The sequence below is a fragment of the Streptomyces sp. NBC_00096 genome (assembly GCF_045041305.1).
Classification (GTDB): domain Bacteria; phylum Actinomycetota; class Actinomycetes; order Streptomycetales; family Streptomycetaceae; genus Streptomyces.
The window spans coordinates 7064265-7089220 of the sequence record NZ_CP108221.1 but is presented as its reverse complement, the minus strand read 5'-3'; the positions used below and the strand labels follow the sequence as shown (position 1 = coordinate 7089220).

The following is a 24956-nucleotide window of genomic DNA, read 5'->3' as shown; positions in this document are numbered from 1 at the left end:
GGCGACCCCACGGCCGGGGGCCCGCCCGCACCGCGAGGGGCACGGGCCCCGGGGAACATCGCGGCAGGGTGCTCGGCCTGACCGACGCGGGCAGCCCGCGCGCGACACCGAGCACCTGTCGGCCCTACGACCGGGGCTCGCCCTCACCGCGCGCAACACCAGACCCCGGGTATGGCCGCTCGCCGCTTCCTTCGACTGCCTCGTGGCGATCGACCACAACCGCCGCCCCGGCCGGATGCCCGCGGACCGGCCCCGTCCCCCGGGCGGCGACCGGGGCTGCGGCATCTGGTTCCGCGTGGCGCACGACGGGCCGGGCCAGGGCTGCGTCTCCCTGCCCGGAGAGCGGACGCGCGCGCACTGCTGCTCCGGCTGGACCCCGTCCGCCGCCAGGAGGCGTGATGGGCGACGGGCCGCCGTCCCCGAGCCCCTGACAGGGCCGCGGCGGAACGCCGCCCGTCGACCTACCAGGTGCCCTGCGGCCCGGCCGGCCCATCAGGCGCAGCGGCCGCAGTGGGCACCTCAGGCACGACCGGCAGCCGGACGGCAGCCCCGTCAGGCACAGCCGCCCCGTCGGACGGCCGCGCCATCAGAGCCGGTCGGCCCGCCCGGCAGAGCCGGCCCCTCAGGCATAGCCGCCCTGTCAGGCCCGGCCACCCCGTCAGACGGCCGCGCCGTCAGACGGCCACCCCGTCAGACACGCCTACCCCATCAGACCCCCGCCGCCGCCGTGAGGCAGGCCCGGAGGGTGGCCGGGGTCACCTCGGAGAGGGAGGGGGCGAAGGTGCGTACCGGCGACGCGGGGACCGGCAGCAGGGACGGGACGACCAGCACCCCGCAGCCGGCGGCCTCCGCCGAGGCCGCTCCGTCCGGGGAGTCCTCCACCGCCACGCACGCCTCCGGAGCCGCGCCCAGCCGCTCCGCGGCCGCCCGGTAGGGGTCCGGGTGCGGCTTCGTCAGGGTGGTGTCGTCGGCGGACAGGGTGAAGGCGAAGGGGACATGGGCCAGCGAGCCGCCGACCACCGAGTCCACGACCACTCGCGGCGAGGCGCTGACCAGCGCGAACGGCAGGCCCGCCGCTTCCAGGGCGGTCAGCAGCCGCTGCGCCCCGGGCCGCATCGGCGCACCCTGCTCGACCCGCTGGAAGAAGCTCCCGGTCAGGGCCAGGGCCACCTCCTCCGTGTCCCCGGTCCCGGCGGCCCGTACGAGGTGCGCGGCGGTGTCCTCCACCGCCCGGCCGACCACCTCGGGCGCGTCGGCGACGGTCAGTTCGTACCCCAGGCCCGCCGCGATCTCCTCGGTGGTCTGCCACCACAGGACCTCGGTGTCGACGAGGGTGCCGTCCATGTCGAAGAGGACGGCGGCGAGTTCGGTCATGAGCCACTCCCTGCGCTTGCGGTTGCGGTGGTGGTCGCGGGTCCCGCGACGACGAGGACGGGCCGCTCGGCCAGGGCCATCGCCGCCCGCGCCCCGGGTACGAGGGCTCCGGCGTCGCGGGAGGGCAGGTCGGCCTTGACGCGGGTGCCGTCGGCCAGATCCAGGTGGAGCCGGGTCACCGACCCGAAGAACGAGGCCGACACGACGGTGGCCGTGCCCTCGGCGTCCGCGGCCACCGTGATGTTCTCGGGGCGTACGAGGACCTCGACGTCCCGGGCGGACGGCACCGGGCCGTCCACGGGCAGCCGGGAGCCGGCCACCTCCACCGTCCCGGAGTCCGCCAGCCGCCCGCGGAGCCGGTTCATGGTGCCGACGAACTCGGCGACGAAAGGCGTCGCGGGCCGCTCGTACAGCTCGGCGGGGGCGGCGCACTGTTCCAGGCGGCCCGCGTTGAGCACGGCGACCCGGTCGGCCATGGACAGGGCCTCCTCCTGGTCGTGCGTGACGAACACGGTGGTGATGCCCAGCGACAGCTGGAGCCGGCGGATCTCCTCGCGCAGGTTGGCCCGTACCTTCGCGTCGAGCGCGGAGAGCGGCTCGTCGAGCAGCAGGACGCGGGGGCGCAGGGCCAGGGCGCGGGCGAGCGCCACGCGCTGCTGCTGGCCGCCGGACATCTGGTGCGGGTAGCGGTCGCCGTGGTCGGGCAGGCCGACCAGGTCGAGGAGTTCGGCGGCGCGCTCGCGGCGCGCGGCGGCGCCCACCTTGCGCACGCGCAGGCCGAAGGCGACGTTGTCGCGGGCGTTGAGGTTCGGGAAGAGGCTGTACGACTGGAACACCATCCCGGCGTCACGGCGGTTGGCCGGGACCCGGGTGATGTCCTCTCCGTCGAGCAGGACTTCGCCGGAGTCGGGCTGCTCGAAGCCGGCGACGACGCGCAGGGCGGTGGTCTTGCCGCAGCCCGACGGGCCGAGGAGGGCGACGAGTTCGCCGGGCTCGATGGTGAGGTCGAGTCCGTCGAGCGCGACGGTGGAGCCGAACGCGCGGCGCAGACCCCGGAATTCGACGCGTGCTCCGGCGGGGGCCGCGCCGCTGTCCGCGGGCTTCCTGGCCTCGGGAAGGGTGAGGGACATGCGGGTCAGGACTCCTTGCCGGAGGTACGGGAGGTACGGGGGTGACGCGAGGACCCGGACGACACGGTAGCGGGGGCGGTGCCGGCCCGGGAGAGGAGGAGCAGCAGCAACCAGGTGATGAGGAGGCTGAGGACGGAGACGGCCACCGACATGCGGGCGTGCGCTCCGGAGATCGACACGATCCACACCGCGAAGGGCTGGAAGCCGAGCAGCGAGGCGATGGTGAACTCGCCGAGGACCAGGGCCAGCGTGAGGAAGGCGGCTCCGGCGAGGGCGGCCCGCAGGTTCGGCAGCAGCACGCGCAGGACCACGTACGGCCAGCTCGCGCCACAGCTGCGGGCCGCTTCGACGAGGGTCGGGACGTCGACCGCGCGCAGGCCCGCGTCGAGGGAGCGGTAGACGAACGGCAGCGCGAGGACCGTGTACGCGAGGACCAGGACGAAGGGGAAGTCCGGGTTCTGGACGGCCAGGAAGGTCTGGTAGAGCGGGGTCCTGGAGAGGTGGTCCGGGCCCCAGCGCAGCACGGTGGTGATGCCGGTGACCAGGGCGATCGGGGGCACCACCAGCGGCATCATGCACATCACCTCGACGACCGGGCGCAGGCGCGGGGAGCCGATGCGTACGGCGACCAGCGCGGGCACGGCGAGGAGCAGCGTCAGGGCGATGGTCGCGGCGGCGAGGCCGAGCGAGAGCAGCAGGCTCTTGGTGAATCCGTCGGCGGAGAGCAGCTGGGTGTACGCCTCGAAGCTGATGCCCTGGCCGGGGACGTGCACGGTGAAGACGAAGGAGGCGAGGAGCGGGAGGAGGAAGTACGCGCCCGCGAGCGCGAGTACGGCTCCGCGCCACACTCGGGGCCGGGGCCGGGGGCGGCGGGCCGCCCGGGGCTGCGCGGCCGCTGCCGGGCCGGTGTCGGTGCCGGCCCCGGCGGCCGGGGCGTCCGGCGCGTGCGGGGCGGGCGTCGGGGTCATCGCAGCCATCGGGCGCTCCGTCGCTGGAGGGGCAGGTAGACCGCCATGACCAGGCCGGCGATCACGATCATGTCGAGACCGAGTGCCAGGGCCACGTTCTCCTGGCCGGTCAGCACGTTCCCGGACAGGGCGTCCGCGATCTTGAGCGTGACCAGCGGGACGGAGCCGCCGACGAGGGCGGCGGCCGTGGCGTGCGCGGCGAAGGCGGTACCGAAGAGCAGCACGAACCCGCCGAGCAGGGAGGGCGCGAGGACGGGCAGGCCGACGTGGCGCCAGAACTGCCAGCCGCTGGCCCCGTTGTTCTGGGCGGCTTCGCGCCACTGCGGACGCACTCCGTCCAGTGCGGGGACGATCACCAGCACCATCAGCGGGGTCAGGAAGTAGAGGTAGACCACGGTGAGGCCGGTGAAGGAGTAGAGGTTCCAGCCGAGACCGGTGAGGTCGGCGAGCTGGGTGACGACTCCGGAGATCCCGACGGTGGCGATGAACGCGAAGGCGAGCGGGACCCCGCCGAAGTTGGCGAGGACGCCCGAGGCGGTCAGGGTCGCGCCGCGCAGTGCCTGCGAGCGGGAGGTGACGACGGCCTGCGCGATGAGGACGCCGAGCACGCCGCCGACGAGTGCGGTGAGGGCGGAGAGCTGGACGCTGCCGACGAGGGAGCCGAGGTAGGGGCCCTGGAGGGACCGCGCCAGGTGCTCGCCGGTCAGCTCGGTGGCGCCGCTCACCGGGTCGGTGCGGGTGACCGCGCCGAAGGCGATGGCGCCGAGCGGGATGCCGAAGCAGAGCCCGGTGAAGGCGAGGAGGGGGAGGGCGGCGAGCCAGGTGCGCGGGCCGCGCCGCCGGCGGCGGGTGGTGCCGCCGGCGGTCCCCGTCGAGTGGGGGGTGGTGGTGGAGGCGGACATCAGCTGAGGGCCTTGTCCCACTTCTCGGCGAGGGCGGCCTTGGCCTTGTCCAGCTCGGTGGAGGCCGGGAAGGTCGGGGTGCCCTGGACCTGCGGGAGCTTGGTGACGGCGTCCTTGTCGACGGTGCCGTCCTGGGTCATGGCGGGCAGCAGCACGGGGCGGGCGTGGCCCTTCAGCCAGAGGTTCTGGCCCTCGGTGCTGTACAGGAACTCCATCCACAGGCGGGAGGCCGCCGGGTGCGGGGCGTCCTTGTTGATGGCCTGCGAGTAGTACTGGGCGTAGACGCCGTCGGAGGGGATGGCGACCTTCCAGTCGACGCCCTTGCCCTTGAACTGCTCGGCGTAGCCGGCGTTGAGGTAGTCCCAGTCGATCGAGATGGGCGTCTCGCCCTTCTCGACGGTGGCCGGGGTGGACTCGACGGGGATGAAGTTCCCGCTCTTCTTCAGCTGGCCGAAGAAGTCGATGCCGGGCTGGACGTCGCCGAAGGAGCCCTTGTTGGCGAGGGCGGCCGCGTAGACGCCGCCGAAGGCCGAGCCGGACTTGGTCGGGTTGCCGTTGAGGGCGACCTTGCCCTTGTACTCGGGCTTGGTGAGGTCGGCGAAGGACTGCGGGCAGTTCGGGATGCGGGCGGCGTCGCAGCCGATGGAGACGTAGCCGCCGTAGTCGTTGTACCAGCGGGCGTCCGCGTCCTTCTGGGCTGCGGGGATCTTGTCCCAGGCGGTGACCTTGTACGGGGCGAAGAGGTTCTCGCCGGCGCCGCTGCGGGCGAAGGCGATGCCCAGGTCCAGGACGTCGGGGGCGCGGGTCTGGCCCTTGCGGGACTTGACGGCCGCGACCTCGTCGGCGCTGGAGGCGTCCGGGTTCTCGGCGCTGATCTTGACCTTGGGGTACTTGGCCTGGAAGGCCTTCTGGATCTCGCCGTAGTTCGCCCAGTCCGCGGGGAGCGCGATGACGTTGAGCGTGCCCTCCTTCTCGGCGGCCGAGACGAGGCCCTCCAGGCCGCCGAAGTCGGCGACCGAAGTGGCGGCGCCGGGCTGGGTCTTCTTGCCGTCGGCGGTGGCGGAGCCGGCGGGCTGGTCGGGTGCGGCGCCGCACGCGCTGAGCGTGGTGAGCACGGCGGCACTGAGCAGTACGGCCGCACCGCGACGGGCGGAGGAACTGAGCACGGTCTCTCCCGGAGACGAAGACAAACGGAGGGGGTTCACTTGTCTGAACAAGTTGGCTCCAGTTCGCCCTGGGTCGCTGTACGGACGGTGAACGGCGGCTGTCCCGTGGTGCACGTCTCGACGAAGACCCGAAATTGGCCGGATACGGCCGTGACGGACGGCCTCTCGCGATGATCTTCACGACCGGAACCGCCTAGGCTTGCGCACGGGCGGCAGGTGGCGGGCACCCGCATCCACTCAAGGGGGAACAGGACACCATGGCTACGGTGCGGTATCTGGAGATCGCCGAGGCGCTGCGCCGGTCGATCCTCTCCGGCGAGTACCCGGTGGGCGCCCAACTGCCCTCGGAGAGCGATCTGGCCACGCGCTGGTCGGCCTCGCGCGGGACCGTCCGCCAGGCCGTGGCGACGCTGGCCGCCGAGGGCCTGATCGGCTCCCGGCAGGGCGCCCGCCGGATCGTCCTGCGCCACGAACGCAAGCACAGTTTCGGCGAGCTCAACAGTTTCGCGCAGTGGGCCGAAGGACTCGGCCACCGGGCGGCGAGCCGCTTCCTGTCGCGCACCCGCCGTCCGGCCACCGCCGAGGAGGCGGACCGCCTCGCCCTGGCGCCCGGTACGGAGATCCTCGCCGTGCTGCGGCTGCGGCTGCTCGACGGGGAGCCGACGATGGTCGAGCGCACGGCCTACGCCGACTGGGTCGCGGCGGCGGTCGAGGCGATGGCGGAGGACTGCCGCTCGGTGATGGACGGCCTCGCGAACGACTCCGGGATCGTCGCCCACTACGGCGAGCACCTCATCGACGCGCTGCCGGCCGGCAGCGAGGACGCCCGGCTGCTGGAGATCCGCCGCGGCAGCCCGCTCCTGCGCCAGCGGCACGTCTCCGCGACGCGCACGGGCCGCCCGATCGAGTGGTCGGACGACCGCTACCGGGCCGGCAGCATCACCTTCAGTGTGAGCAACTCGGCAGTAGCAACCCCGCTGGAGCGGCGGGCCGGTGACGGCTAGAACGCCGACGCGACCGGGCCGGGGACCGTCAGGCCGCCTCCACCGCCGGGCCGGGGACCGCAGGCCGTCTCCGCCGCCGGGCCGGGGACCGCCAGGTCTCCGGCGCGACCGGGCCGGGGACCGTCAGGCCGTCGCCGCGAGGGCCTCGGCCGCCTCCGCGACGGCGCCCGGCAGCCAGTCGGTGACCCGCCCGAAGTCGAAACCGAGCGCGGCGGCCCGCCCGTTGTCCATCGCGTAGGCCCGGTCGAAGGAGAAGGGCGAGGCGACGGATCCGGGCGGGACGGTCCGCAGGCGCGGCTCCCGCCCCACCCCCGCGCCGACGGCCCCGCTCAGCCCGAGGACGTCGAGCTCCCCGTGCGAGGAGGCGTTCACCGTCCCGGTGAAGTCCCGTTCCCCGGCCCAGTGCAGGAAGCGGGCGATCTCGTGGTGGTGGATGAAGGAGGTGGCGTACGGGGCTTCGTGCACGGCCACCGGAGTCCCGGCGGCGATCCGCTCCACGTAGTGCGCGAGCCGGCCGGTGAACTCCGCCCGCCCGCCGCCGAGTACGTGCGCGGTGCGGACGGCCACGTGGCCGAAGGCGGGCTCCTGCGCCAGGACGGCCTCGGCCCGCCGCTTGCCCTCGGCGTAGGCGAGCGCCTCGGGGGTGGGCGGCGCCGGATCGTAGACCTCCATCGTCGAGGTCATGACGTACCGTCCGGTGCGGCCGGCGAAGACGCGGCGCGCGAGGGCGGCCTGCCGGGGCGTGTAGCAGACCTGGTCGAAGACCACGTCGAAGGTGCGCTCCCCCAGTGCCTCGAGCAGCCGTCCCTCGTCCTCGCGGTCGGCGACCAGGTGGCCGACGCCCCGGGGCGGGGCGGCGGAGCCGCGGTTGAGGACGGTCACCTCGTTGCCCGCGTCCCGTTCCAGGGTGACCAGGTGCCTGCCGAAGTAGCGGCTGCCGCCGATGACGAGAATCTTCTTCATGAAGGTGACTCTGCCGCTGTACCGTCCCCAGCGGAACCACCGGAATGCTGAACGCGTCGTAAGGGAAACTGATGATAGACGTGCAGCGGCTGCGCATCCTGCGCGCCGTGGCCGAGCACGGCAGCTTCAACAAGGCCGCCGGGGCGCTGCTCCTGACCCCTTCCGCCGTCTCGCAGCACATCGCCGCGCTGGAGCGCGCCCTCGGCCATCCCGTCGCGGTGCGCAGTACGCGCGGGGTCACCCTCACCGAGCCGGGACGGCTGCTGGTGGAGGCGGCGGCGACCATAGCCGCCGAGCTCGATCTGGTGCGCCACGAGATCGACCGGATCACCGCCGGGCGGCCCCGGCTGACGGTCGCCACCTTCGTGAGCGGGGGCCGGCGCCTGCTGCCGCGGGCGCTCGCCCGGTTCGTCGCCGCGCACCCCGAAGTGGAGCTGACGGTCCGGGAGGCCGAGCCGGAGGAGGCCGTGCCGATGGTGCGCTCGGGTGCTGCCGATCTCGCGCTGACCTACCACTTCGACGGGCCGCTGCCCCTGCGGCCGGACGCGGCGCTCGACTGGCTGCCGCTGACGGACGACCCCCTGTCGCTGGTCCTGCCACCCGGCCACCGGCTCGCGGGGCGCGGATCGGCCGCCCTCACCGAGCTCGCCTCCGACCGCTGGGTCCTGGGCTGCCTCAAGACGGAGGCCTACCTGCGCCGGTACGCGGACCGGGCCGGCTTCGACCTCCGGGTCGCGGCGTCCACCACCGACTACTTCTTCGCGCGCTCCCTCGTCGCGGCGGGCGTCGGCGTCGCGCTGATCCCGGAGTTCGCGCTGACACCGGAGGTCCCGCTGACACCGAGCGGTGACGACGGCCACGGCGACACCGGCACCGGTCCCGTGTCCGTACTGCGGGTCGAGCCGCCCCGCCCCGCACGGCACATCGGCGTACTCACGCCACAGCGGCGCCGCCCGCATCCGTACGCCGCGGCCTTCGCCGGGGCCCTGGCCGGGGCGGTGCGGTGATGATCCACCTGCTGCGCGGCCTCGCGGCCAACCCCGCCCTGCCCGCCGACCTCCTCGCCCGGCTGGTCGGCCTCGCGGGCTCGGACGCGGTCAGCGATCCGTCCGACGACCTCCCCTTCGCACTGAGCGAACGCACCGACCTCACCCCGGACCAGGTGCGGACGCTGGCCGCCGCCGACGAGATCGCCGCCATCCGTTTCGCGCGGACGGGGCTGCTGGACACCGCGGGCATGGACCCCCTGGCCCGGCCGGAGGTGACCCTGGCCGTGCTCGACGAGGGCGCCGGGCCGCCCGACTGGGCCCGGGCACTCGCGCACCACCCCTCGGACTGGACCCGCTGGCGGCTCGCCTCCCGGCCCGGCCTGCCGCTCGACGTACTGGAGACCCTCGCGGTGGATCCGGACGTGGAGGTGGTCGGGGAGCTCGGCATCTGGACCACCGAGCCGGAGCTCGCCGCCCGGCTCGCGGCGCACCCGCACGCCGAGGTCCGCATGAAGACCGCGGTCAACGAGTCGGTGCCGCCGGCCGCCCTGGCGGCGCTGATCACCGGCGAAGGGCTCGCTCCCGCGCTCTCCTGCCTGATCTGCGACGACGAGGACACCCGCGCCGACCACGACCAGGGCTTCGGCGGCACTTGCGCGGGCGGGCACGAGTCCACCGTGCTCCACACGCTGGAGCGGGCCGCCCGGAACCCCGCCACACCGCCCGCGGCCGCGGCCTCCCTCGCCGGTCACCCGTCGGTGATCGTCCGCTGGGCGGTGGCCGAACGGACCGATCTGCCACAGGATTTGTACGCACGGCTCGCCGCCGACCCGGACCCGGCCGTCCGCAAGGAGACCGCCGGGAACCCCGCGCTCGGCGAGCCGCTGCTGCGCGCACTGGCCTCCGACGGCGCCCCCGACGTACGCCGCCTCCTGACCCGGCATCCCGGAATCCCGCTCGACGCCCTCGCGGAGCTGGCCTTCTCGGTCCGGCTCGACCCGGAGCGGCTGCCGCGGCTCGCCACCGCCACCCCGGAGGAGCTCGCCGGTCTGGCCGCCTCCCCGCACGCGGCGCTGCGCGCGCTCGCGGCCCGCGGCCGCTTCCTCCCGGCGGAGGTGCGCGACGCCCTGGCCGAGGACCGCGACGCCTCCGTGGTCCGGTGCGTCGCCTCGCACCCCGGCCTGTCCGAGGAGCAGCTGCGCGCGATGGTCGTACGGCACGGCGTACGGGTCCTCGCGCAGGTGGCGGCCAACCCTGACGCCCCGGCCGGCCTGCTGGTGGAGCTGGCCCGGCACGATCCGCCGGTGCGGCGCGCCCTGCGCGAGATCGCGGTGCACCCGAACGCCCCGGAGGCGGCGCTGCTGGCGTGCATGTCCGAACCCAGGGCCGCCACCGACGCCGCGCTCCATCCCGCGCTGTCCGCGGCGGTGCTCGCGGACCTGGTCGCCCGCGCGGCCGAGGACACGGCCGAGGCCGCGGCGGCCAACCCCTCCCTCCCCCGGGCGGTCATGGAGGAGTTGCTCGCCCGCTGCGGACCGGCCGCCTGACCGCCGCCTCTGACCGGCGCGGCGCCGACGGGCTGCCCCGGTCAGGGGCGGCGGCGGGCGCCGGTCAGGGCGCGGTGGTCGGTTTTCCCACCAGGTCCGTGCCCGGCTCCTCCTTCGTGACCGTGACGGGAACGCCCCCGGCGGCCTCCTCCAGCCGCGCCTTGAACTCCGCCGACCGGACGCCCTCCTCGCTGGTGCCCACCTCCACCCCCGCGCCGTGGTCGCCGGAGACGCTGTAGACCGGGAATCCGGCCTCCAGGACGATGAGCTTGTCCGCGACCCCGTCCAGGGTCCGGCGGGAGTACGCGCTCAGGTACAGGTCGACCCGCGCGGGATCCGCCTCCGGGTCCGCCGCGTGCGCCGCCTCCACCAGGAGCCTGCCGCGCGCGAGGTCGGTGACGCAGAGGGCGACCCGGCCCACCGGGTGGTCGGTGATCTGGGTGGAGTAGACGTCGGCGAATGCGCCCCTGCCCTGCGCCCCGACGGCCTGGGAGGTCCGCTCGCCCCCGGGCGTGTTGGCCGGGGTGCCGTCGATCAGCGTGGGCGGCGCCTGCGGCGTGGTCCGGTCGAACACCGGGCACGGCCGGCCGGCCCGAGGCTGCGTCTCCCCGCTGGGTGCGGCAGGCGCGGCGGGCGCTGCCCGGTCGTTCCGCACCACGTTCCCGCAGCCGGTGAGCAGTACGGCGGCGGTGCTCACGGCCAGGCCCACGGCAACGGACGCGTTCACGGCCCGCAGGTGTCTCGTGGTGGTTCGGTGCACCATCGGTCAGTCCCCCTCGGTTTCCGGCGCCGGATCGGCACGGCTGTGACGCACCCCGGGTCCGGCGGTTCCCGGTGGCACCGAACCGCACCGAACCGCACCGTCCGGCGCCCGATGCCCGTGTCCGGCGTCCGGCGCCCGCCCCGCATGGTGACGGTCGCCATACGGGCGGCGCCGGGTATGGGGTGCGGCACCGTGGGCGCCGTCCCGGGCCCTGCCTACGCTTCCGGCCATGACGAGCGAACTTCCTTCTCCCACACGGCTGCGGGAGCGCGTCGCCCTGGTGACGGGCGGCGGCAGCGGCATCGGCCGGGCGTGCGCGGTGGCCCTCGCCGGAGCCGGGGCGAGCGTGCACGTGGTCGACGTCGACGCGGCCTCGGCCAGGGCCGTCGCCGATCTCGTCGGCGGCCACGCCCACGTCGCCGATCTCGCCGATCCCGCCGCCATCGGGGAGCTGCCCGCTGCCGTCGACATCCTGGTCAACAGCGCCGGGCTCCAGCACGTCGCCCCGATCACCGAGTTCCCGCCCGAGCGGTTCGCGCTGATCCAGCAGGTGATGGTCACCGCGCCCTTCCTGCTGCTGCGCCACGTGCTGCCGCACATGTACGCCGCCCGCTGGGGCCGGGTGGTCAACATCTCCAGCGTCCACGGGCTGCGCGCCAGCGCCTACAAATCGGCCTACGTGGCGGCCAAGCACGGGCTGGAGGGGCTGAGCAAGGTCACCGCGATCGAGGCGGCCCCGTACGGTGTGACCAGCAACTGCATCAGCCCCGGCTACGTCCGCACCCCCCTGGTCGAGGGGCAGATCCAGGACCAGGCCGCCGTGCACGGCATCGCGGCCGGGGAGGTGCTCTCCGAGGTCCTGCTGACCCGCTCCCCGATCAAGCGGCTCATCGAGCCCGAGGAGGTCGCGGCGGCCGCCCTGTGGCTGTGCGGTCCGCACACCGGGTACGTCACCGGCTCCTCCCTCCCCCTGGACGGCGGCTGGGGCGCCGGCTGACCCCGACCGGGTGACAGCCCGTGCGCCGCGCCGCGGACGCCGCGGGGGCGCCGCGCGGGTTCCCGTACGGTCCCGCACGTGACCGATGCGAACAGCGCGAGCGAGCCGGACCGTCAGAGCGGACCGGATGATCCGGACAGCGGCACGATCGACGCGGGGGCCGGGGCGCTACGGGTCCTCGTCCTCGCCGGATCCTCCCGCGAGGGCTCCGTCAACGGCCGGCTGGCCGCCCTCGTCGCCGGGCAGGTCGAGCGCGCGGGCGCCGTCGCGGACCTCGCCCGGATCGGGGACTTCGCGATGCCCGTGTACGACGGTGACACCGAGGCGGCCGAGGGGCCGCCGGCCGGGGCGGCCGCCCTGCGCGAACGGCTGCTGGCCGCGCAGGCCCTGGTCATCGCCTCGCCCGAGTACAACGCCTCCGTGCCCGGCGTCCTGAAGAACGCCGTCGACTGGGTGTCCCGGTTCCGGCCGCAGCCCTTCAAGGACAAGCAGACCCTGCTGGTGTCCGCCTCCCCCTCGATGATCGGCGGGAACCGCGGGCTCTGGGCGCTGCGCGTCCCGCTCGAACACCTCGGGGCCCGGGTGTACCCCGACATGTTCAGCCTCGCCATGGCGCACTCGGCCTTCGGCGACGACGGCGAGCTGACCGACCCGGGCCTGCGCCGGCGGCTGGCCGACACGGTCGACTCCTTCCTGGCGCTCGCCGAGGCGGACACCCGTTACCTCTGCCTCCAGCGGCGCTGGTACGAGTTCCTGGGCGACGAGAGCAGCGCTCCGGTCACCCAGCGGACGGAGGGGTGAGGGACTGCTCAGGGGGTGCCTGAAGGGGCGGCTCGAGGTCGGGTTAGCATATGAGCGCCGCCTAGCTCGAAAGATAATTCTGTGACTGTCAATGACGACTCGTTCACCAACTGGAAGAACCGCGAGAAGATCGCGGAGTCGATGATCCCGGTCATCGGGAAGCTGCACCGGGAGCGGGACGTCACGATCCTCCTCCACAGCCGCTCCTTGGTGAACAAGTCCGTGGTCAGCATTCTCAAGACCCACCGGTTCGCCCGCCAGATCGACGGTGAGGAGCTCTCGGTCACCGAGACGCTGCCGTTCCTGCAGGCGCTCACCACGCTCGACCTCGGTCCCTCGCAGATCGACCTCGGCATGCTCGCCGCGGCGTACGCGGCGGACGACCGCGGCCTGTCGGTGGAGGAGTTCACCGCGGCCGCCGTCTCCGGTGCCACGGGTGAGAACAAGATCGAGCGCGGCGAGGGCCGCGACGTGGTCCTCTACGGCTTCGGCCGCATCGGCCGCCTCGTCGCCCGCCTGCTCATCGAGAAGACCGGTTCCGGCAACGGCCTGCGCCTGCGGGCCATCGTCGTCCGCGGTGGCGGCGACCAGGATCTCGTCAAGCGCGCCTCGCTGCTGCGCCGCGACTCGATCCACGGCCAGTTCCAGGGCACGATCACCGTGGACGAGGCGACCAGCACGATCGTCGCCAACGGCAACGCGATCAAGGTGATCTACGCCAACGACCCGTCCGAGGTCGACTACACGGCGTACGGCATCAAGGACGCCATCCTCATCGACAACACCGGCAAGTGGCGCGACCGCGAGGGTCTCTCCAAGCACCTGCGCCCCGGTGTCGAGAAGGTCGTCCTGACGGCTCCCGGCAAGGGCGACGTCCCGAACATCGTGCACGGCGTCAACCACGACACGATCAAGCCGGACGAGCAGATCCTGTCCTGCGCCTCCTGCACCACCAACGCGATCGTCCCGCCGCTGAAGGCGATGGCGGACGAGTACGGCGTCCTGCGCGGCCACGTGGAGACCGTCCACTCGTTCACCAACGACCAGAACCTGCTGGACAACTACCACAGCGCCGACCGCCGCGGCCGCTCCGCGCCGCTCAACATGGTCATGACCGAGACCGGCGCCGCCTCCGCCGTCGCCAAGGCGCTGCCCGAGCTGAAGGCGCCGATCAGCGGCAGCTCGATCCGCGTCCCGGTGCCGGACGTCTCGATCGCGATCCTGAGCCTGCGTCTGGGCCGCGAGACCACCCGCGAAGAGGTGCTCGACTACCTCCGCGACGTGTCGCTGACCTCGCCGCTCAAGCGCCAGATCGACTTCACCACGGCGCCCGACGCGGTCTCCAGCGACTTCATCGGCTCGCGCCACGCCTCGATCGTCGACGCGGGCGCCACCAAGGTCGACGGGGACAACGCGATCCTCTACCTCTGGTACGACAACGAGTTCGGCTACTCCTGCCAGGTCGTCCGGGTCGTCCAGTACGTCTCCGGAGTCGAGTACCCGACCTACCCGGCGCCGGCGGCCTGATCCCGCCGCAACCCGCACCGGACCATGCCCTCCGGGTGACCTTCACGGTCACCCGGAGGGCATTCGTCTGTCCGGGGCCGTTCGGGCGGGTCCGCACGCCGGGGGGCGGTTCCGGGCGGGACCCTGTTCGAGGCGGACCCCAGCCGCGCACTACGTCCCCGCACGACTCTTTCCTCACCGTCCCGCCCCGCCCCGCCCCGCACCCAGGGGCAGTCCCCCACCGAAGGAGTCACCGTGAACACCACCCCGCTCACAGCCGCCCAGCCCTACGCGCTGGGGCTGTTCCGGATCGTCACCGGCCTGCTCTTCACCTGCCACGGCGCGGCCTCCCTGTTCGGCGTGCTCGGTGGCGCCCACGGCGGCGGCACCGTGCCCGCCGGCACCTGGCCGGGCTGGTACGCCGCCGTGATCCAGCTGGTGGCCGGCCTGCTCGTGTTGTTCGGCCTCGGATCGCGCAGCGCCGCGTTCATCGCCTCGGGGTCGATGGCGTACGCCTACTTCTCGGCCCACCAGCCGCACGCCCTGTGGCCGATCCAGAACAACGGCGAGCCTTCGGTGATGTTCTGCTGGGCCTTCCTGCTGCTGGTCTTCACCGGTCCCGGCGCCCTGGCCCTGGACGGGCTGCTGCCCTCCCGCGCCTCCGCCGGCGCGCGGACCGCGGCGCCCGGGAGCGGCCTGCCGGGCGAGGACCTGAGCCGCGAGGACCGCAGGAGCCCGGCGAACGCCTGACCCGCCCCCGGCCGTCCCCGTGGCCGTCCCCGTGCCGTGGCCGTGGCCCCGGGGCGCTGCGGGGACAGCGGCCGGTACGTCCGTCAGGGCGTGGCGCGGGCCGCCGCGAGCTGGGTGCGCGAGCGGACGCCCAGCTTGCGGTAGACGCGGCTCAGCATGCCCTCGACGGTCTTCACCGAGATGAACATGTGCTGGGCCGCCTGCTGGTTGGTGGCCCCCTGGCAGATGAGGTCCGCCAGGCGGGACTCGGACTCGGTCAGCCTGCTCGCGGACGGAGCCGGGCCCGCGGCCGGGGCGGATCCGCCCGCCCGGTCGAGGAGTTCCCGGGTCAGCTCCTGCCAGGGGCGGGCGCCGGTGTCGTCGAAGACCGCCCGCGCCGCCTCCCAGGCCGCGCGGGCGGCGGCCTGACGCCTGCGGGCCCGTTCGACGCGGCCCAGGGCGAGGAGCGTACGGGCCTGCTCCAGCGGCAGCCCCAGGCGTTCGAAGGCGGCCGCCGCGCGGTGCAGCAGGCCGCTCGCCTCCTCACCGGCGCCGGTACGGGCCAGCAGGATCCCCTGGGCGCGGTCCAGCGCCGACCCGGGTCCCGAGTCGGTGCCGGGCGGGCCCGCGACGGGCCGTACGCCCTCCAGCAGTTCCCGGGCCAGGTCGAGCCGGCCCGCACAGGTGAAGGCCTCCACGGCGTCCGGCTGCCAGCGGAACATGCCGGGGTCGGCCGTCGGCACGTGCCGTTCCGCCTCGGCGACGGCGCTGAGCGAGGCCACGGCTTCGGCGACGTCCCCGGTGTGCAGCTGGACCGCGCCCATGACCCAGAGGTTCCGCGAGACGTACAGCCCGTCGCCCTCCTCCTGCGAGGCGCGGGCACCGCAGGAGGCGGTGCGCAGGGCGGCCGCGAACGATCCGGCGGCGCTCTGCGTCAGCGCGGCGGTGTACCAGGCGGGTCCCATGGACAGCCCCGCCGCGGTGGACAGCCGTACCGCCTGATCGGCCCACGCGAGTGCGGGGGCGCACGCGCCGAGGCGGGTGTCGACCTCCGCGAGGCTGCGCCAGATGTCGACCAGGTCCTCGGCGTCGCCCTCGTGCTCGGCGAGGGCGAGGAGCGCCAGTAGCCGTTCGCGCGCTTCGGGCAGGCGGTCGTCGAAGACTGCGTGCCGGGCGGCGAGGTACTGGGCGCTGTTGCGGATGCCGGAGTGCTGGGCCGGGATCCCCAGCGCCAGCGCCCGGGCGAGGGTGCGCGGCGCGTCGGCGGCGCCGAGTACGCGCTCCATCCGGGCGCGCATGGTCAGCGCGGCGGCCTCCAGGGGTCGGTGGCCGCCGGCGGCGGCGAGTTCGGCGGCCCGGGTGGCCGCGCGCAGCGCCCGGTCGGGGGCCGAATGGGAGACGTTGGCGGCGATGGCCGCGCGGAGTTCGACGGCGGCGAGGAGGTCGGGGTGGTCCGCAGCGAGTTCCCGGCAGCGCGCCAGCAGCGGTTCCAGACCGGAGACGGCCTGGCCGTGGGCGTCGACCACGGCGAGCAGTGCGGTGACCTGGTCGGCGGGCTCGGCCCGGCCGGCGGTCAGGGCGTCGGCAGCCTGCCGGGCGATGTCGACGGAGCCCGCGCAGGCCGCCTCCTGGGCCGCGTGGGAGAGCCTGCGGACGCGGGTGGCGGACCGGTCCAGCGGGGTGATCTCGGCGGCGAGGAGGAACAGCCCGGCGGCCAGGGCCCGTTCGCCCGCCTCGCGGGCGGTGGCCGCGGCGGTCTCGGTGTCCTCGGCCAGCGCCTGGTCGGGGAGGTCCGCGGCCAGGGCCCGGTGGCGGGCCTCGTGCACGGGGTCTCCGACGGCCCGGGCGAGGGTCAGGTGGGCGGCCGCCCGCCGGGGCCGGCCCTCCGAACGGGCGGCCGCCCGGGCCAGGGCCGCCGCCGTGAAGTGGACGGCGCTCGCGGGGTCCACGCGCAGCACTCCGGCGGCTTGCGCCTGGGCAAGGTGTTCCTCCGCCTCCGAGCGGCCCGCCCGCAGGAGGAGCGGCAGGGAGGGCCGGCTCGTCAGCGCGGCCAGCATCAGGGTGTGCCGGGCGGGTTCGCCGAGCGTGGCGCGCAGCCAGGCCCCGGCCGCGTCGACGGTCTGCCCGGACATGGCGGGCCGGTCCCGCCGTGCCGCGGGCAGCCGGGCAAGTGCCGTGCAGGACACGGAAGTCAGCAGTGGGTGGCCGCCGCATTGGCTCTGCAGCGGGCCCGCCCAGCGGGTGGGCAGGCCGTGGGCGCCGAGCAGGGCGGCCGTCTCCTCGGCGTCGAGCGGGTCCACGTCGACCTGGGCGGGGTGCCCGCCGAGCAGCCGGGCGGCGGCCTGCGCCCGCCCCTGGACGCGTTCGGTGACGATCGCGGTGAGGCCGGGGCCCGGGAGGGTGCGCAGGGCGTAGCCGAGGACGTCGGCGCTGGCCGGATCGAGCCACTGGGCGCCGTCCACGGCCAGCATCCACCGGCCCGAGGCGAGCAGCGCGGTGACCGCGAGGCGGGCGGGCAACTGCTCTGAAGCGGCGAGCGGTTGGTCGGAGCCCCGGTGCAGGAGCCGGTCCACGACCTCGTTCTGCCTGATGGAGAGCGCCGCGAGCTCGGCCGCGCCGCAGTGGGACAGCATCTGCGCGAGCGCGCCGAAGACGTGTTCCCGGTCCTCCTCGACCGTGGTGACGCGCAGCACCGTCCGCCCGGAGCCGGTGGGCGGGGTGCGCAGCACCTCCTCCAGGGCGGTGGTCTTGCCCGCGCCCCAGGGGCCGGCGAGCGCCACCCGCCCGTCGCGTTCCAGTACGCAGGCCGCGCGGGCGGCCGCGCCGGGCGGCGGGGTGTTGCCGAAGTCGGTGTCTGGCGTCACGAGGAGGCACCGTAGGCGGCGGCGGTTGCCGTGACAACGGCCGGCGGCGCCGAGCGGGGGGATCAAGGGTTTCCCCTGATGCCAAGGGGTGCCGCTCCCGGCGATGGTGGTGCGACGGCGAGCCGCCCGCTCCGGGAGCGCAGTGGAACACCCGGAGCACCGCGGCCCCCACGGGATGAGCGGGCCCACGTCCCGGGCGCCCCGCCACTCCCAACACCGCCCACCCGGCCACACCTCACGGCCATACCCCCGGAAGGCACGCCACCACACCGCCCGGGCGGCCCACCGTTCCCAACGCCGGCCACGCGGCCGTACCTCCCGGGGCCCACGCGGCCGCACCCCCCGGAGCCCACGCAGCCGCACCCCCCGGTAGGTACACCGCCGCGCCTCCCCGACGGCTCGCCAGCGCACCCCCCGGACTGCGCGCCACCGTGCTCCCCGAACTGCGCGCTGCGGCGCCTCCGGACAGCCCACCCCGGCGCCCTTTCCATGTCGCAGGCGAGGGCGACGTCGCGCGTGGACGCGAGACCCACGCCTCCCCGGGCTCGAACCCCAGGTCGCACCCGGGCCCGAGGGCCACCTCACCAGCAGACGCGAGGCGCACGCCTCCCCGGGCGCGAAGCCCAGCGCAAGGGCCGCGTCACACCCGGGCACGAGGGCCACGTCGTGCTCGGACGCAAAGCCCTCGCCACACCCCGGCACGAGGGCCACGTCACGCCCGGGCGCGAGGCACACGTCGTGCTCGGACACGAGCCGCAGGCCACCCGCAGACGCGGAACCCACGCCACCCCCGAACCAGAGGCCCACGCGACACCGGGGCGCCAAGCCCACGCCACACCGGGCGCGAAGCCCGGGTCAGACCCGGGCACGCGGGCCGCGTCCCTCCCGGGCGAGAAGCCCACCTCACACGCGGGCACGCAGGCCATGTCACCAGCGGTCTCGAAGCCCTCGTCGCACCCGGGCCCGAGGGCCACGTCACCCACGGACGCGAGGGCCACGTCACCCGCGGACGCGAGCCGCACGCCACCCGCGGGTGCGAGGCCCACGTCCCCCGGACACGAAGCCCACGCCGCTTGCGGGCGCGCGAGTCCACGCCGCCCCGGGGCGTGAGCCTCGTGTCGCGGGGCTGCGTGCGGACCGCGGGGGACAAGGGATTCCTCCGATGCTCTCAACACCGGGCCGGGATCACTCTGTTGGCCACCCCGGAGTGCGTGGACGCGGATCCCCCGAATGCGGGCTCCGGGGGTGTGAGGGGTCCTGTGCTCCCCCGCGGGACCTGCCCCTGCATCCGTACCGGCCTACCCCTCCGGTACGCCCCCCCATGAAGGGATTTCCGTGCGAAATCTGTCAAAGAGGCCGCTGTGGGCCTCCGTTGCGGCCGCCTCGGTCACGGCCGTCGTCGCGCTCGGCGGCCTGGGCGCCCTGCCCGCGCACGCCACGCCGGCCGCGCAGTCCGGACCGGTCGTGTCCCCGGAGGTCCTCCGGGCCATGCAGCGCGATTTCCGGCTCTCCGCCGACCAGGTGCGCGACCGCGTCGCCGACGAGGCGGCGGCCGGCCGGGCCGCCACCCTCATCCGGGGCCGCGTCGGCGACCGGGTGGCGGGCATGTGGTTCGACGCCTCCACCGGGCGGCTGAACGCGGCCGTCTCCAGTGCCGCGGACGCGGCGCTGGTACGGGACGCGGGGGCCGTCGCCCGCCACGCCCGGTACGGTCCGGCCGAACTGGCCGCCACCGCCCGGACGGTCACGCGCGAGATCGGCGCGGGGGTCGCGGGCGTGGTGTCGTGGGGTCCCGACGTCCGGAACGACCGGATCGACGTCACGGTGGACCGCACGGCACGCGACGCGTCCACCGACGCCCTCGTGGCCCGCCTCGCCGCCCTGGGCGACGTCGTCCACGTCACCGAGACCTCCGGCAGCCCGCGGCAGCAGTCCGACGCGGTCGGCGGCGAGAAGTGGGTGCCGGGCAGCGAGAGCCCGTGTTCCATCGGCTTCCCCGCCACCCGCACCGCCGGCGGGTCCAAGACCTTCCTGACCGCCGGCCACTGCACCAACGACGTCAACCAGCCGGCCTACGGCAAGGACGGGACCCGTATGGGCACGTCCAACAAGGACGGCCAGAGCAGCATCAACGGGCCCGAAGGCGACATGGGCGTGGTCGACGTGGACCAGTCCGGGTGGAACCTCGCCCCCACGGTCGCGGGCGACTCGAACCATGCCGCGATCACCGTCACCGGATCCGCCGACGCCGTGGTCGGCACCGCGATATGCCGCTCCGGGCAGACCACGGGCATGCAGTGCGGTGAGGTCACCAAGGTCGACCAGACCGTGGACTACGGCAACGTCACCATCAACGGCCTCTCCTACTCCAGCGCCTGCTCGGCGGGCGGCGACTCGGGCGGCTCCTACGTGACCGCGACCGGCGGCAAGGCCGTGGGCCTGCACTCCGGCGGCGGCAGTGCCACCTGCACCTCGGGCAGTGGTGAGAAGTTCACCATCTTCCAGCCCGTCATCGAGGCCCTGACCAGGTTCAAGCTGACCCTGGTCACCTCCGCCCCGCAGCCCGGCAACGTCACCGTCTCGGCGGTCTCGGCCCAGAACGGCGTGATCGGCGCCCGGATCCCAGAGCTGAAGAACAGCGCCGAGGGCGGCGCCGCCCCCTACACCTGGTCCGCCACCGGCCTCCCCGCCGGCCTGGCCATCGCCTCCCAGACCGGCACCGTCACCGGCACCCCGACCACGGCCGGAACCTCCAACGTGACCGTCACCGCCACCGACAGCGCCGGCAAGACCGGATCCGCCGCCTTCTCCTGGACGATCACCACCGCGGGTACCGCCCTGTCCGTGACCAACCCCGGCAGCCAGAGCTCCACCGTGGGCTCCGCGGCCGGCCTCACCGTCAAGGCCACCGGTGGCGCGGCCCCGTACACCTGGTCCGCGACCGGCCTCCCGGCCGGTCTGGCCATCGGCTCCGCGACGGGCACCGTCACCGGCACGACCACCACGGCCGGGACCTCGAGCGTGACCGTCACCGCCACCGACAGCGCGGGCAAGACCGCGTCCGCCACCTTCTCCTGGACCGTCAGCACCGTCACCGGCACGAGCCCGGTCCTGCAGAACCCGGGCAACCAGGTCGTCTACATCGGCAAGCCCGTCACCCTCGCCCTGCAGGCCACCGGCGGCACCAAGCCCTACGCCTTCAGGGCCACCGGCCTTCCCGCCGGTCTGAGCATCAACGCGGCCACGGGTGTCGTCACCGGTTCGCCGACCAGCTGGGGCTTCGGCGCCGGCACCCTCACCGTGACCGACGCCGCGGGCAAGTCCTCGTCGGTCAGCGTGACCTGGAACGTCTACTTCTAGCCCGCCGTCCGCACCGCACCGCCGCCCCCGTACCCCCGGGGGCGGTCGGCCCGTCCCGGCGGGGCCCCGGCCAACACCCCGGCCGGGGCCCCGCCTTGGTTCCCGGACCGTCGCCCGCGGGCGGTCCGTGCCGGGCCGGCTACCGGGCCTCCCGGTCAGAGCCAGGCGGGCCGGTCGGTCCCCCAGCGGGAAGGTCCGCGGCCCCAGGTGGCGGCCCCGAGCGGTGGGACGGCGTGCCGCAGGGTGCCGTATCCCGATCCGGTCTCGCGCAGCCACGGGTCCGGGGTGTAGCCCGCCGCGGCGGGGCCCGCCGCGGGGACCTCCCGGACCAGCCAGGACGCCGTACCCGCCAGGGAGAACCGCAGGGCCTGGCCACCGCCGCGGGCGAGCGCCCGTAGCACTCCGGCCGCCATCAGGTACCCCGTGCCGTGGTCCAGGGCCTGCGCCGGGAGCACCCCGGGGCCGTGCCCGTCGCCGCAGGCCGCGGAGATCCCGTACCCGGCCTGCACCAGCGAGTCGAAGCCCCGGCGCCCGGCCCAGGGGCCCTGCCGGCCCCAGGCGCTCAGCTCCGCCACCACCAGCCCCGGCCGCGCGGCGAGCAGTTCCCCGGCTTCCAGCCCGTACCGGGCCAGTGCGCCCGGCCGGTAGCCCGTCACCACCACGTCCGCCCCGGCGAGCAGTCCCCCGAAGACCTCCCGGTCCCCCGCCGCGCCGAGGTCGAGCAGCGCGGACCGCTTCCCGAACCCGGTGTCCGCGTAGGCGTCGTCCGACTCGGGCAGGTCCGGGGCGTCGATCCGCAGGACGTCCGCCCCCAGCAGCCCGAGCGTCCTGGTGGCCACCGGTCCCGCGATCACCCGGGTCAGGTCGAGCACCCGTACCCCGGACATCGGCGCTCCGGTGCCCGCCCCCAGGGGCCGCCCCGGGACGCCCGACTCCGTCCTCTCCACGAGCGGTTGGGCGGGCCCGTACCCCTGCCGCACGGCCACTGCGAGCCCGCCGGCCGCGTAGACCTCCTCCTGGACGTCCGCAGCCGTCCGCCGGGCGATCGCCCCGGCCACCGCCTGCGGGGTCGCGGCGTCCAGTACGCGTACCAGCGCGGCCTCGTGGTGCGGGTAGTTCGCGTGCGTCCGCACCCAGCCGTCGGCGGCCCGCCAGAAGCCGGACAGCGGCGCGAACGTCACCGGTGTGCGGCCGTCCACCAGCAGGTGGCGCTCGCTGACGAACGCCGTGGTCACGGCGCCCTCGTCGATCACGAGCGGCGCCACGTCGTCCGCACCGCCTCCCGCGCGCACGGCGGCCAGTTCGGCCGCGGCCAGCGCGCACGCGCCGACCGTGGCCCGCGCGAGCTCCCGTACGGGCAGCGGCCCGTCCCCCAGCCCGCTCGCCCCCCGGTAGCCGACCCGCCCCGCCAGCTCCCCGGGCCCGCCCAACGCGGCCCACGCCTGCACGGTCCCACCGTCACGACTCGTCATGTACCCATCCTGCCCGGCGCGCCGCGGGCCGTGCGGGGTGGACCCGGTCCCCGATCGGGCGATACCGCGCTCCAGGGCGTCTCGAAATCCTCCGTCCGGCGTTACACGACCCGGAACATGAACATCGCCTCGGCAGCCTCGTCTTCCGTCGCGGCGCAGCCGGCGCGTGCGGGCCCGGGGCGGCCGGTGGCCAGTACGAGGGAGCACGATGACCGACCCGACCGCGGTGGACACCTGGCGTGGAAGGATTGCCGGACCCTGCCGTGACGTGTGCGAGGCGCCCGCCTTCTCGCTCGCCGTATTCGCGGTGATCCTCTTCAACGCCCTGCTGCTGGGCATCGAGACGTACAGCGGCCTGTCCGCCGAGTACAGCGCCCTGCTCACGACCACGGAACGCTTCTGCGTGATCGCCTTCACCCTGGAGATGCTGATCCGCCTGGGCGCGCACGCCGACCGGCCGAAAGCTTTCTTCCGCGACCCCTGGAACGTCTTCGACCTGCTGGTCGTCTCCTCGGCCTTCATCCCGTTCCTGCGGGAGAACACCACGCTGCTGCGGCTGCTGCGGCTGGCGCGCGTGCTGCGCACCGCCCGCTTCATGCCCCAGCTGCGGATCCTCCTGGTCGCGGTGGGCCGCAGCCTGCCCGGCACCGTGAGCTTCCTGTTCGTGGGCGCACTGATCGTCTACGTGTACGCCATGATCGGCTGGATCAGCTTCTCCGGTCACGACCCCCAGCACTACGGGTCGATCGGCCGGGCCGGGCTGACCCTGTTCCTGCTGATGACGCTGGAAGGGCTCGGTGACGCCGTCCACGAGGGGCTGGCCATCTCCCCCTTCAGCATCCTCTTCTACGCCTCCTACGTGCTGCTCGCTTCGTTCGTCCTGGTCAACGTCCTGATCGGCGTGGTGCTCAACGCCCTCGAGGAAGCCCGGGAGATGGAGGAGGAGAGCGAGCGGGAGGAGCAGCGGGCCCTGCTCGCGGCGACGCGGACGGCGCCGGACGCCGCCGACGAACTCCTCCTGCGGATCGCGGCGGTACGCAGCGCCCTCGACGACATGGAGGCCCAGCTCGGCCCCGTGCACGTACCGCCCGCGCCCTTGCCCGGTACCGACGCCTCCGCCCCGGCGGCCCACGCCTCGGCGGGCGCCCGCTAGGGAACCACGGCCGGGCACCCCCCTGCTGGTGGGCGGGGGGGTGCCGGGACCGCTTGCTGTTGGGCGGGGGTGCCGGGACCGCGGCCCCGTGCGGGCCGCCGGGTCAGCTCGCGGTCCGCCGCGCGTCGATGAACTCGGCGAGCTCGCCGAGGGTGGTGTCGCGCAGTTCCTCCTCGGCGACCTTCAGGCCCAGCCTCTCGTGAAGGATCATCGCCATCTCCACGACCATGATCGAGTCGGTCAGCAGATCCCGCATCCGGCTGTCCGCCCGCACCTCCTCGGAGGGGAATTCGAACGTCTCGACGAGGAGGGCGCTGATCACATCGATGGTGGATCCAGGGGTGGAAATGGCGGAAGCAGCGGGGGTGGCGGAAGTGGTCATGGCGATCCTCATGTGCGGTACTGCGGCCGTTGCGCCGGGGTGGCGCCGACGGCCGACGGGAAAGGGAGAATGCTCGTGTCGGAAAGCGTGAGCGAAGTGATCGGGGCGGGCGCCGCCGAACTCCGGTACGCGAAAGAACTGCTCGGCGAGGCGGGAGAGAACGCCTGGGACCGACTGCTCGAATGGTTGATGGAGGACTGGTTCCGACTGGACGTCAGGGGCTGGGAGAACATTCCGGCGGACGGACCCGCCGTGGTCGTGGCGAACCATTCGGGGGCCTGGGGGCTCGACGCGTTCATCCTCGGAAAGGCACTCACCCGCACACTGAACCGGCCTTTGTACATTCCTGCCGCACCCCTTACCTTTCGATTTCCTATCATTGGTTCGTACGCCCGGAAATCCGGCGCCATTCCGCTCGATCCGACGCTCGGACTGGAACACCTGACCGCCGGGGAACTCGTGGGGGTGTTCCCCGAGGGAACCGCCGGTCTGGAGAAGCCCTTCCGCCGGCGCTACCAGCTGTGCCCCTTCAGTCCCGGATTCGCGGTGACCGCCGTCCAGACCGGAGCGTCCGTCGTTCCGGTGTCCGTCATCGGCGCCGAGGAAGCCTGTCCGAGGATCGGCGAGGTCCCGGCCCTGGCGCGTCTGTTCAACCTCCCCTACTTCCCGCTCACCACCCTCTTCCCACTGCCCTCGAAATGGCTCATCACCATCGGGGAGCCGATCCCCGCACCACCCCGGCCCGGGTCCTTCGCCGCCCGGTCGGCCGCGGCCCGCGGGCTGTGCGCCGAGGCCCAGGACGCCGTGCAGTCCCTGGTGAACAGGGAGCGCCGCAGGCGCGCGACGCCGTTCTGGTAGGCGGGAGCGGCCGGGGCGCACCGGGTGG

General features: G+C 74.4%; 20 protein-coding genes. 10 read left to right on the top strand and 10 right to left on the bottom strand.

Annotated features, from left to right (window positions below):
• Window positions 1-708: 708 nt before the first annotated feature.
• From OG904_RS31625 to OG904_RS31605, 5 genes are read right to left on the bottom strand one after another with little or no spacing between them, the layout of a single operon-like run.
• Window positions 709-1374 (bottom strand): HAD family hydrolase, encoded by a 666-nt coding sequence (locus OG904_RS31625; RefSeq protein ID WP_405496879.1) that lies wholly within the window; start codon window positions 1372-1374, stop codon window positions 709-711.
• On the bottom strand, window positions 1371-2504 hold the full coding sequence (locus tag OG904_RS31620; RefSeq protein ID WP_405496877.1) for an ABC transporter ATP-binding protein: 1134 nt from the start codon (window positions 2502-2504) through the stop codon (window positions 1371-1373). Before OG904_RS31620 ends, OG904_RS31625 begins: the two co-directional genes overlap by 4 nt.
• Before the next feature lie 5 nt (window positions 2505-2509).
• Window positions 2510-3481, bottom strand: coding sequence for an ABC transporter permease (locus tag OG904_RS31615; RefSeq protein ID WP_405496875.1), 972 nt, complete (start codon window positions 3479-3481; stop codon window positions 2510-2512).
• Window positions 3469-4374, bottom strand: a complete 906-nt coding sequence (locus OG904_RS31610) for an ABC transporter permease (RefSeq protein WP_405496873.1) — start codon at window positions 4372-4374, stop codon at window positions 3469-3471. The genes OG904_RS31615 and OG904_RS31610 overlap by 13 nt, the downstream gene beginning before the upstream one ends.
• A complete protein-coding gene (locus tag OG904_RS31605) occupies window positions 4374-5540 on the bottom strand; it encodes an ABC transporter substrate-binding protein (protein ID WP_405496871.1) in 1167 nt (388 codons plus the stop codon). Before OG904_RS31605 ends, OG904_RS31610 begins: the two co-directional genes overlap by 1 nt.
• Window positions 5541-5797: 257 nt before the next feature.
• Between OG904_RS31605 and OG904_RS31600 the strand changes: the two genes are divergently transcribed.
• Window positions 5798-6544, top strand: a complete 747-nt coding sequence (locus OG904_RS31600) for a GntR family transcriptional regulator (protein WP_405496869.1) — start codon at window positions 5798-5800, stop codon at window positions 6542-6544.
• Window positions 6545-6667: 123 nt separating this feature from the next.
• On the opposite strand, the gene OG904_RS31595 is transcribed toward OG904_RS31600, so the two are convergent.
• The gene (locus OG904_RS31595) at window positions 6668-7507 is read right to left on the bottom strand and encodes an NAD-dependent epimerase/dehydratase family protein (RefSeq protein ID WP_405496867.1); all 840 of its coding nucleotides are present in this window, start codon (window positions 7505-7507) and stop codon (window positions 6668-6670) included.
• Window positions 7508-7578: 71 nt separating this feature from the next.
• On the opposite strand from OG904_RS31595, the gene OG904_RS31590 reads away from it, so the two are divergent.
• Entirely contained in the window at window positions 7579-8514 is a 936-nt protein-coding gene (locus OG904_RS31590; protein ID WP_405496865.1) for a LysR family transcriptional regulator, read from the top strand.
• Entirely contained in the window at window positions 8514-10043 is a 1530-nt protein-coding gene (locus tag OG904_RS31585) for a hypothetical protein (protein WP_405496863.1), read from the top strand. Before OG904_RS31590 ends, OG904_RS31585 begins: the two co-directional genes overlap by 1 nt.
• Before the next feature lie 64 nt (window positions 10044-10107).
• On the opposite strand, the gene OG904_RS31580 is transcribed toward OG904_RS31585, so the two are convergent.
• Window positions 10108-10770, bottom strand: a complete 663-nt coding sequence (locus tag OG904_RS31580) for a hypothetical protein (RefSeq protein ID WP_405496861.1) — start codon at window positions 10768-10770, stop codon at window positions 10108-10110.
• A gap of 265 nt (window positions 10771-11035) precedes the next feature.
• Here OG904_RS31580 and OG904_RS31575 point away from each other — a divergent pair, with 265 nt between their 5' ends.
• From OG904_RS31575 to OG904_RS31560, 4 genes are all read left to right on the top strand, one after another.
• The gene (locus OG904_RS31575) at window positions 11036-11803 is read left to right on the top strand and encodes a 3-hydroxybutyrate dehydrogenase (protein WP_405496859.1); all 768 of its coding nucleotides are present in this window, start codon (window positions 11036-11038) and stop codon (window positions 11801-11803) included.
• A gap of 78 nt (window positions 11804-11881) precedes the next feature.
• Window positions 11882-12604 carry an NADPH-dependent FMN reductase gene (locus OG904_RS31570; RefSeq protein WP_405496857.1) on the top strand — a complete coding sequence of 241 codons (723 nt, stop codon included), beginning with the start codon at window positions 11882-11884 and terminating at the stop codon, window positions 12602-12604.
• A gap of 81 nt (window positions 12605-12685) precedes the next feature.
• Window positions 12686-14131 carry a glyceraldehyde-3-phosphate dehydrogenase gene (locus tag OG904_RS31565; protein WP_405496855.1) on the top strand — a complete coding sequence of 482 codons (1446 nt, stop codon included), beginning with the start codon at window positions 12686-12688 and terminating at the stop codon, window positions 14129-14131.
• Window positions 14132-14365: 234 nt separating this feature from the next.
• A complete protein-coding gene (locus OG904_RS31560) occupies window positions 14366-14860 on the top strand; it encodes a DoxX family protein (RefSeq protein WP_405496853.1) in 495 nt (164 codons plus the stop codon).
• A gap of 83 nt (window positions 14861-14943) precedes the next feature.
• Here the strand turns inward: OG904_RS31560 and OG904_RS31555 are convergent, their stop codons facing one another.
• Window positions 14944-17703, bottom strand: a complete 2760-nt coding sequence (locus OG904_RS31555) for a LuxR C-terminal-related transcriptional regulator (RefSeq protein WP_405496851.1) — start codon at window positions 17701-17703, stop codon at window positions 14944-14946.
• Between the two features lie 1335 nt (window positions 17704-19038).
• Between OG904_RS31555 and OG904_RS31550 the strand changes: the two genes are divergently transcribed.
• Window positions 19039-21063 carry a putative Ig domain-containing protein gene (locus OG904_RS31550; protein ID WP_405496849.1) on the top strand — a complete coding sequence of 675 codons (2025 nt, stop codon included), beginning with the start codon at window positions 19039-19041 and terminating at the stop codon, window positions 21061-21063.
• A 155-nt stretch (window positions 21064-21218) separates the two neighbouring features.
• Here OG904_RS31550 and OG904_RS31545 read toward each other — a convergent pair whose 3' ends face one another.
• Window positions 21219-22535, bottom strand: coding sequence for a CoA transferase (locus OG904_RS31545; protein ID WP_405496847.1), 1317 nt, complete (start codon window positions 22533-22535; stop codon window positions 21219-21221).
• 208 nt (window positions 22536-22743) lie between these two features.
• Here OG904_RS31545 and OG904_RS31540 point away from each other — a divergent pair, with 208 nt between their 5' ends.
• Entirely contained in the window at window positions 22744-23688 is a 945-nt protein-coding gene (locus tag OG904_RS31540) for an ion transporter (RefSeq protein WP_405496845.1), read from the top strand.
• 103 nt (window positions 23689-23791) lie between these two features.
• On the opposite strand, the gene OG904_RS31535 is transcribed toward OG904_RS31540, so the two are convergent.
• A complete protein-coding gene (locus tag OG904_RS31535) occupies window positions 23792-24070 on the bottom strand; it encodes an acyl carrier protein (RefSeq protein WP_405496843.1) in 279 nt (92 codons plus the stop codon).
• A 75-nt stretch (window positions 24071-24145) separates the two neighbouring features.
• Here OG904_RS31535 and OG904_RS31530 point away from each other — a divergent pair, with 75 nt between their 5' ends.
• Window positions 24146-24928: a lysophospholipid acyltransferase family protein gene (locus OG904_RS31530; protein ID WP_405496841.1), complete on the top strand. Its 783-nt coding sequence runs from the start codon at window positions 24146-24148 to the stop codon at window positions 24926-24928.
• Window positions 24929-24956 lie beyond the last annotated feature (28 nt).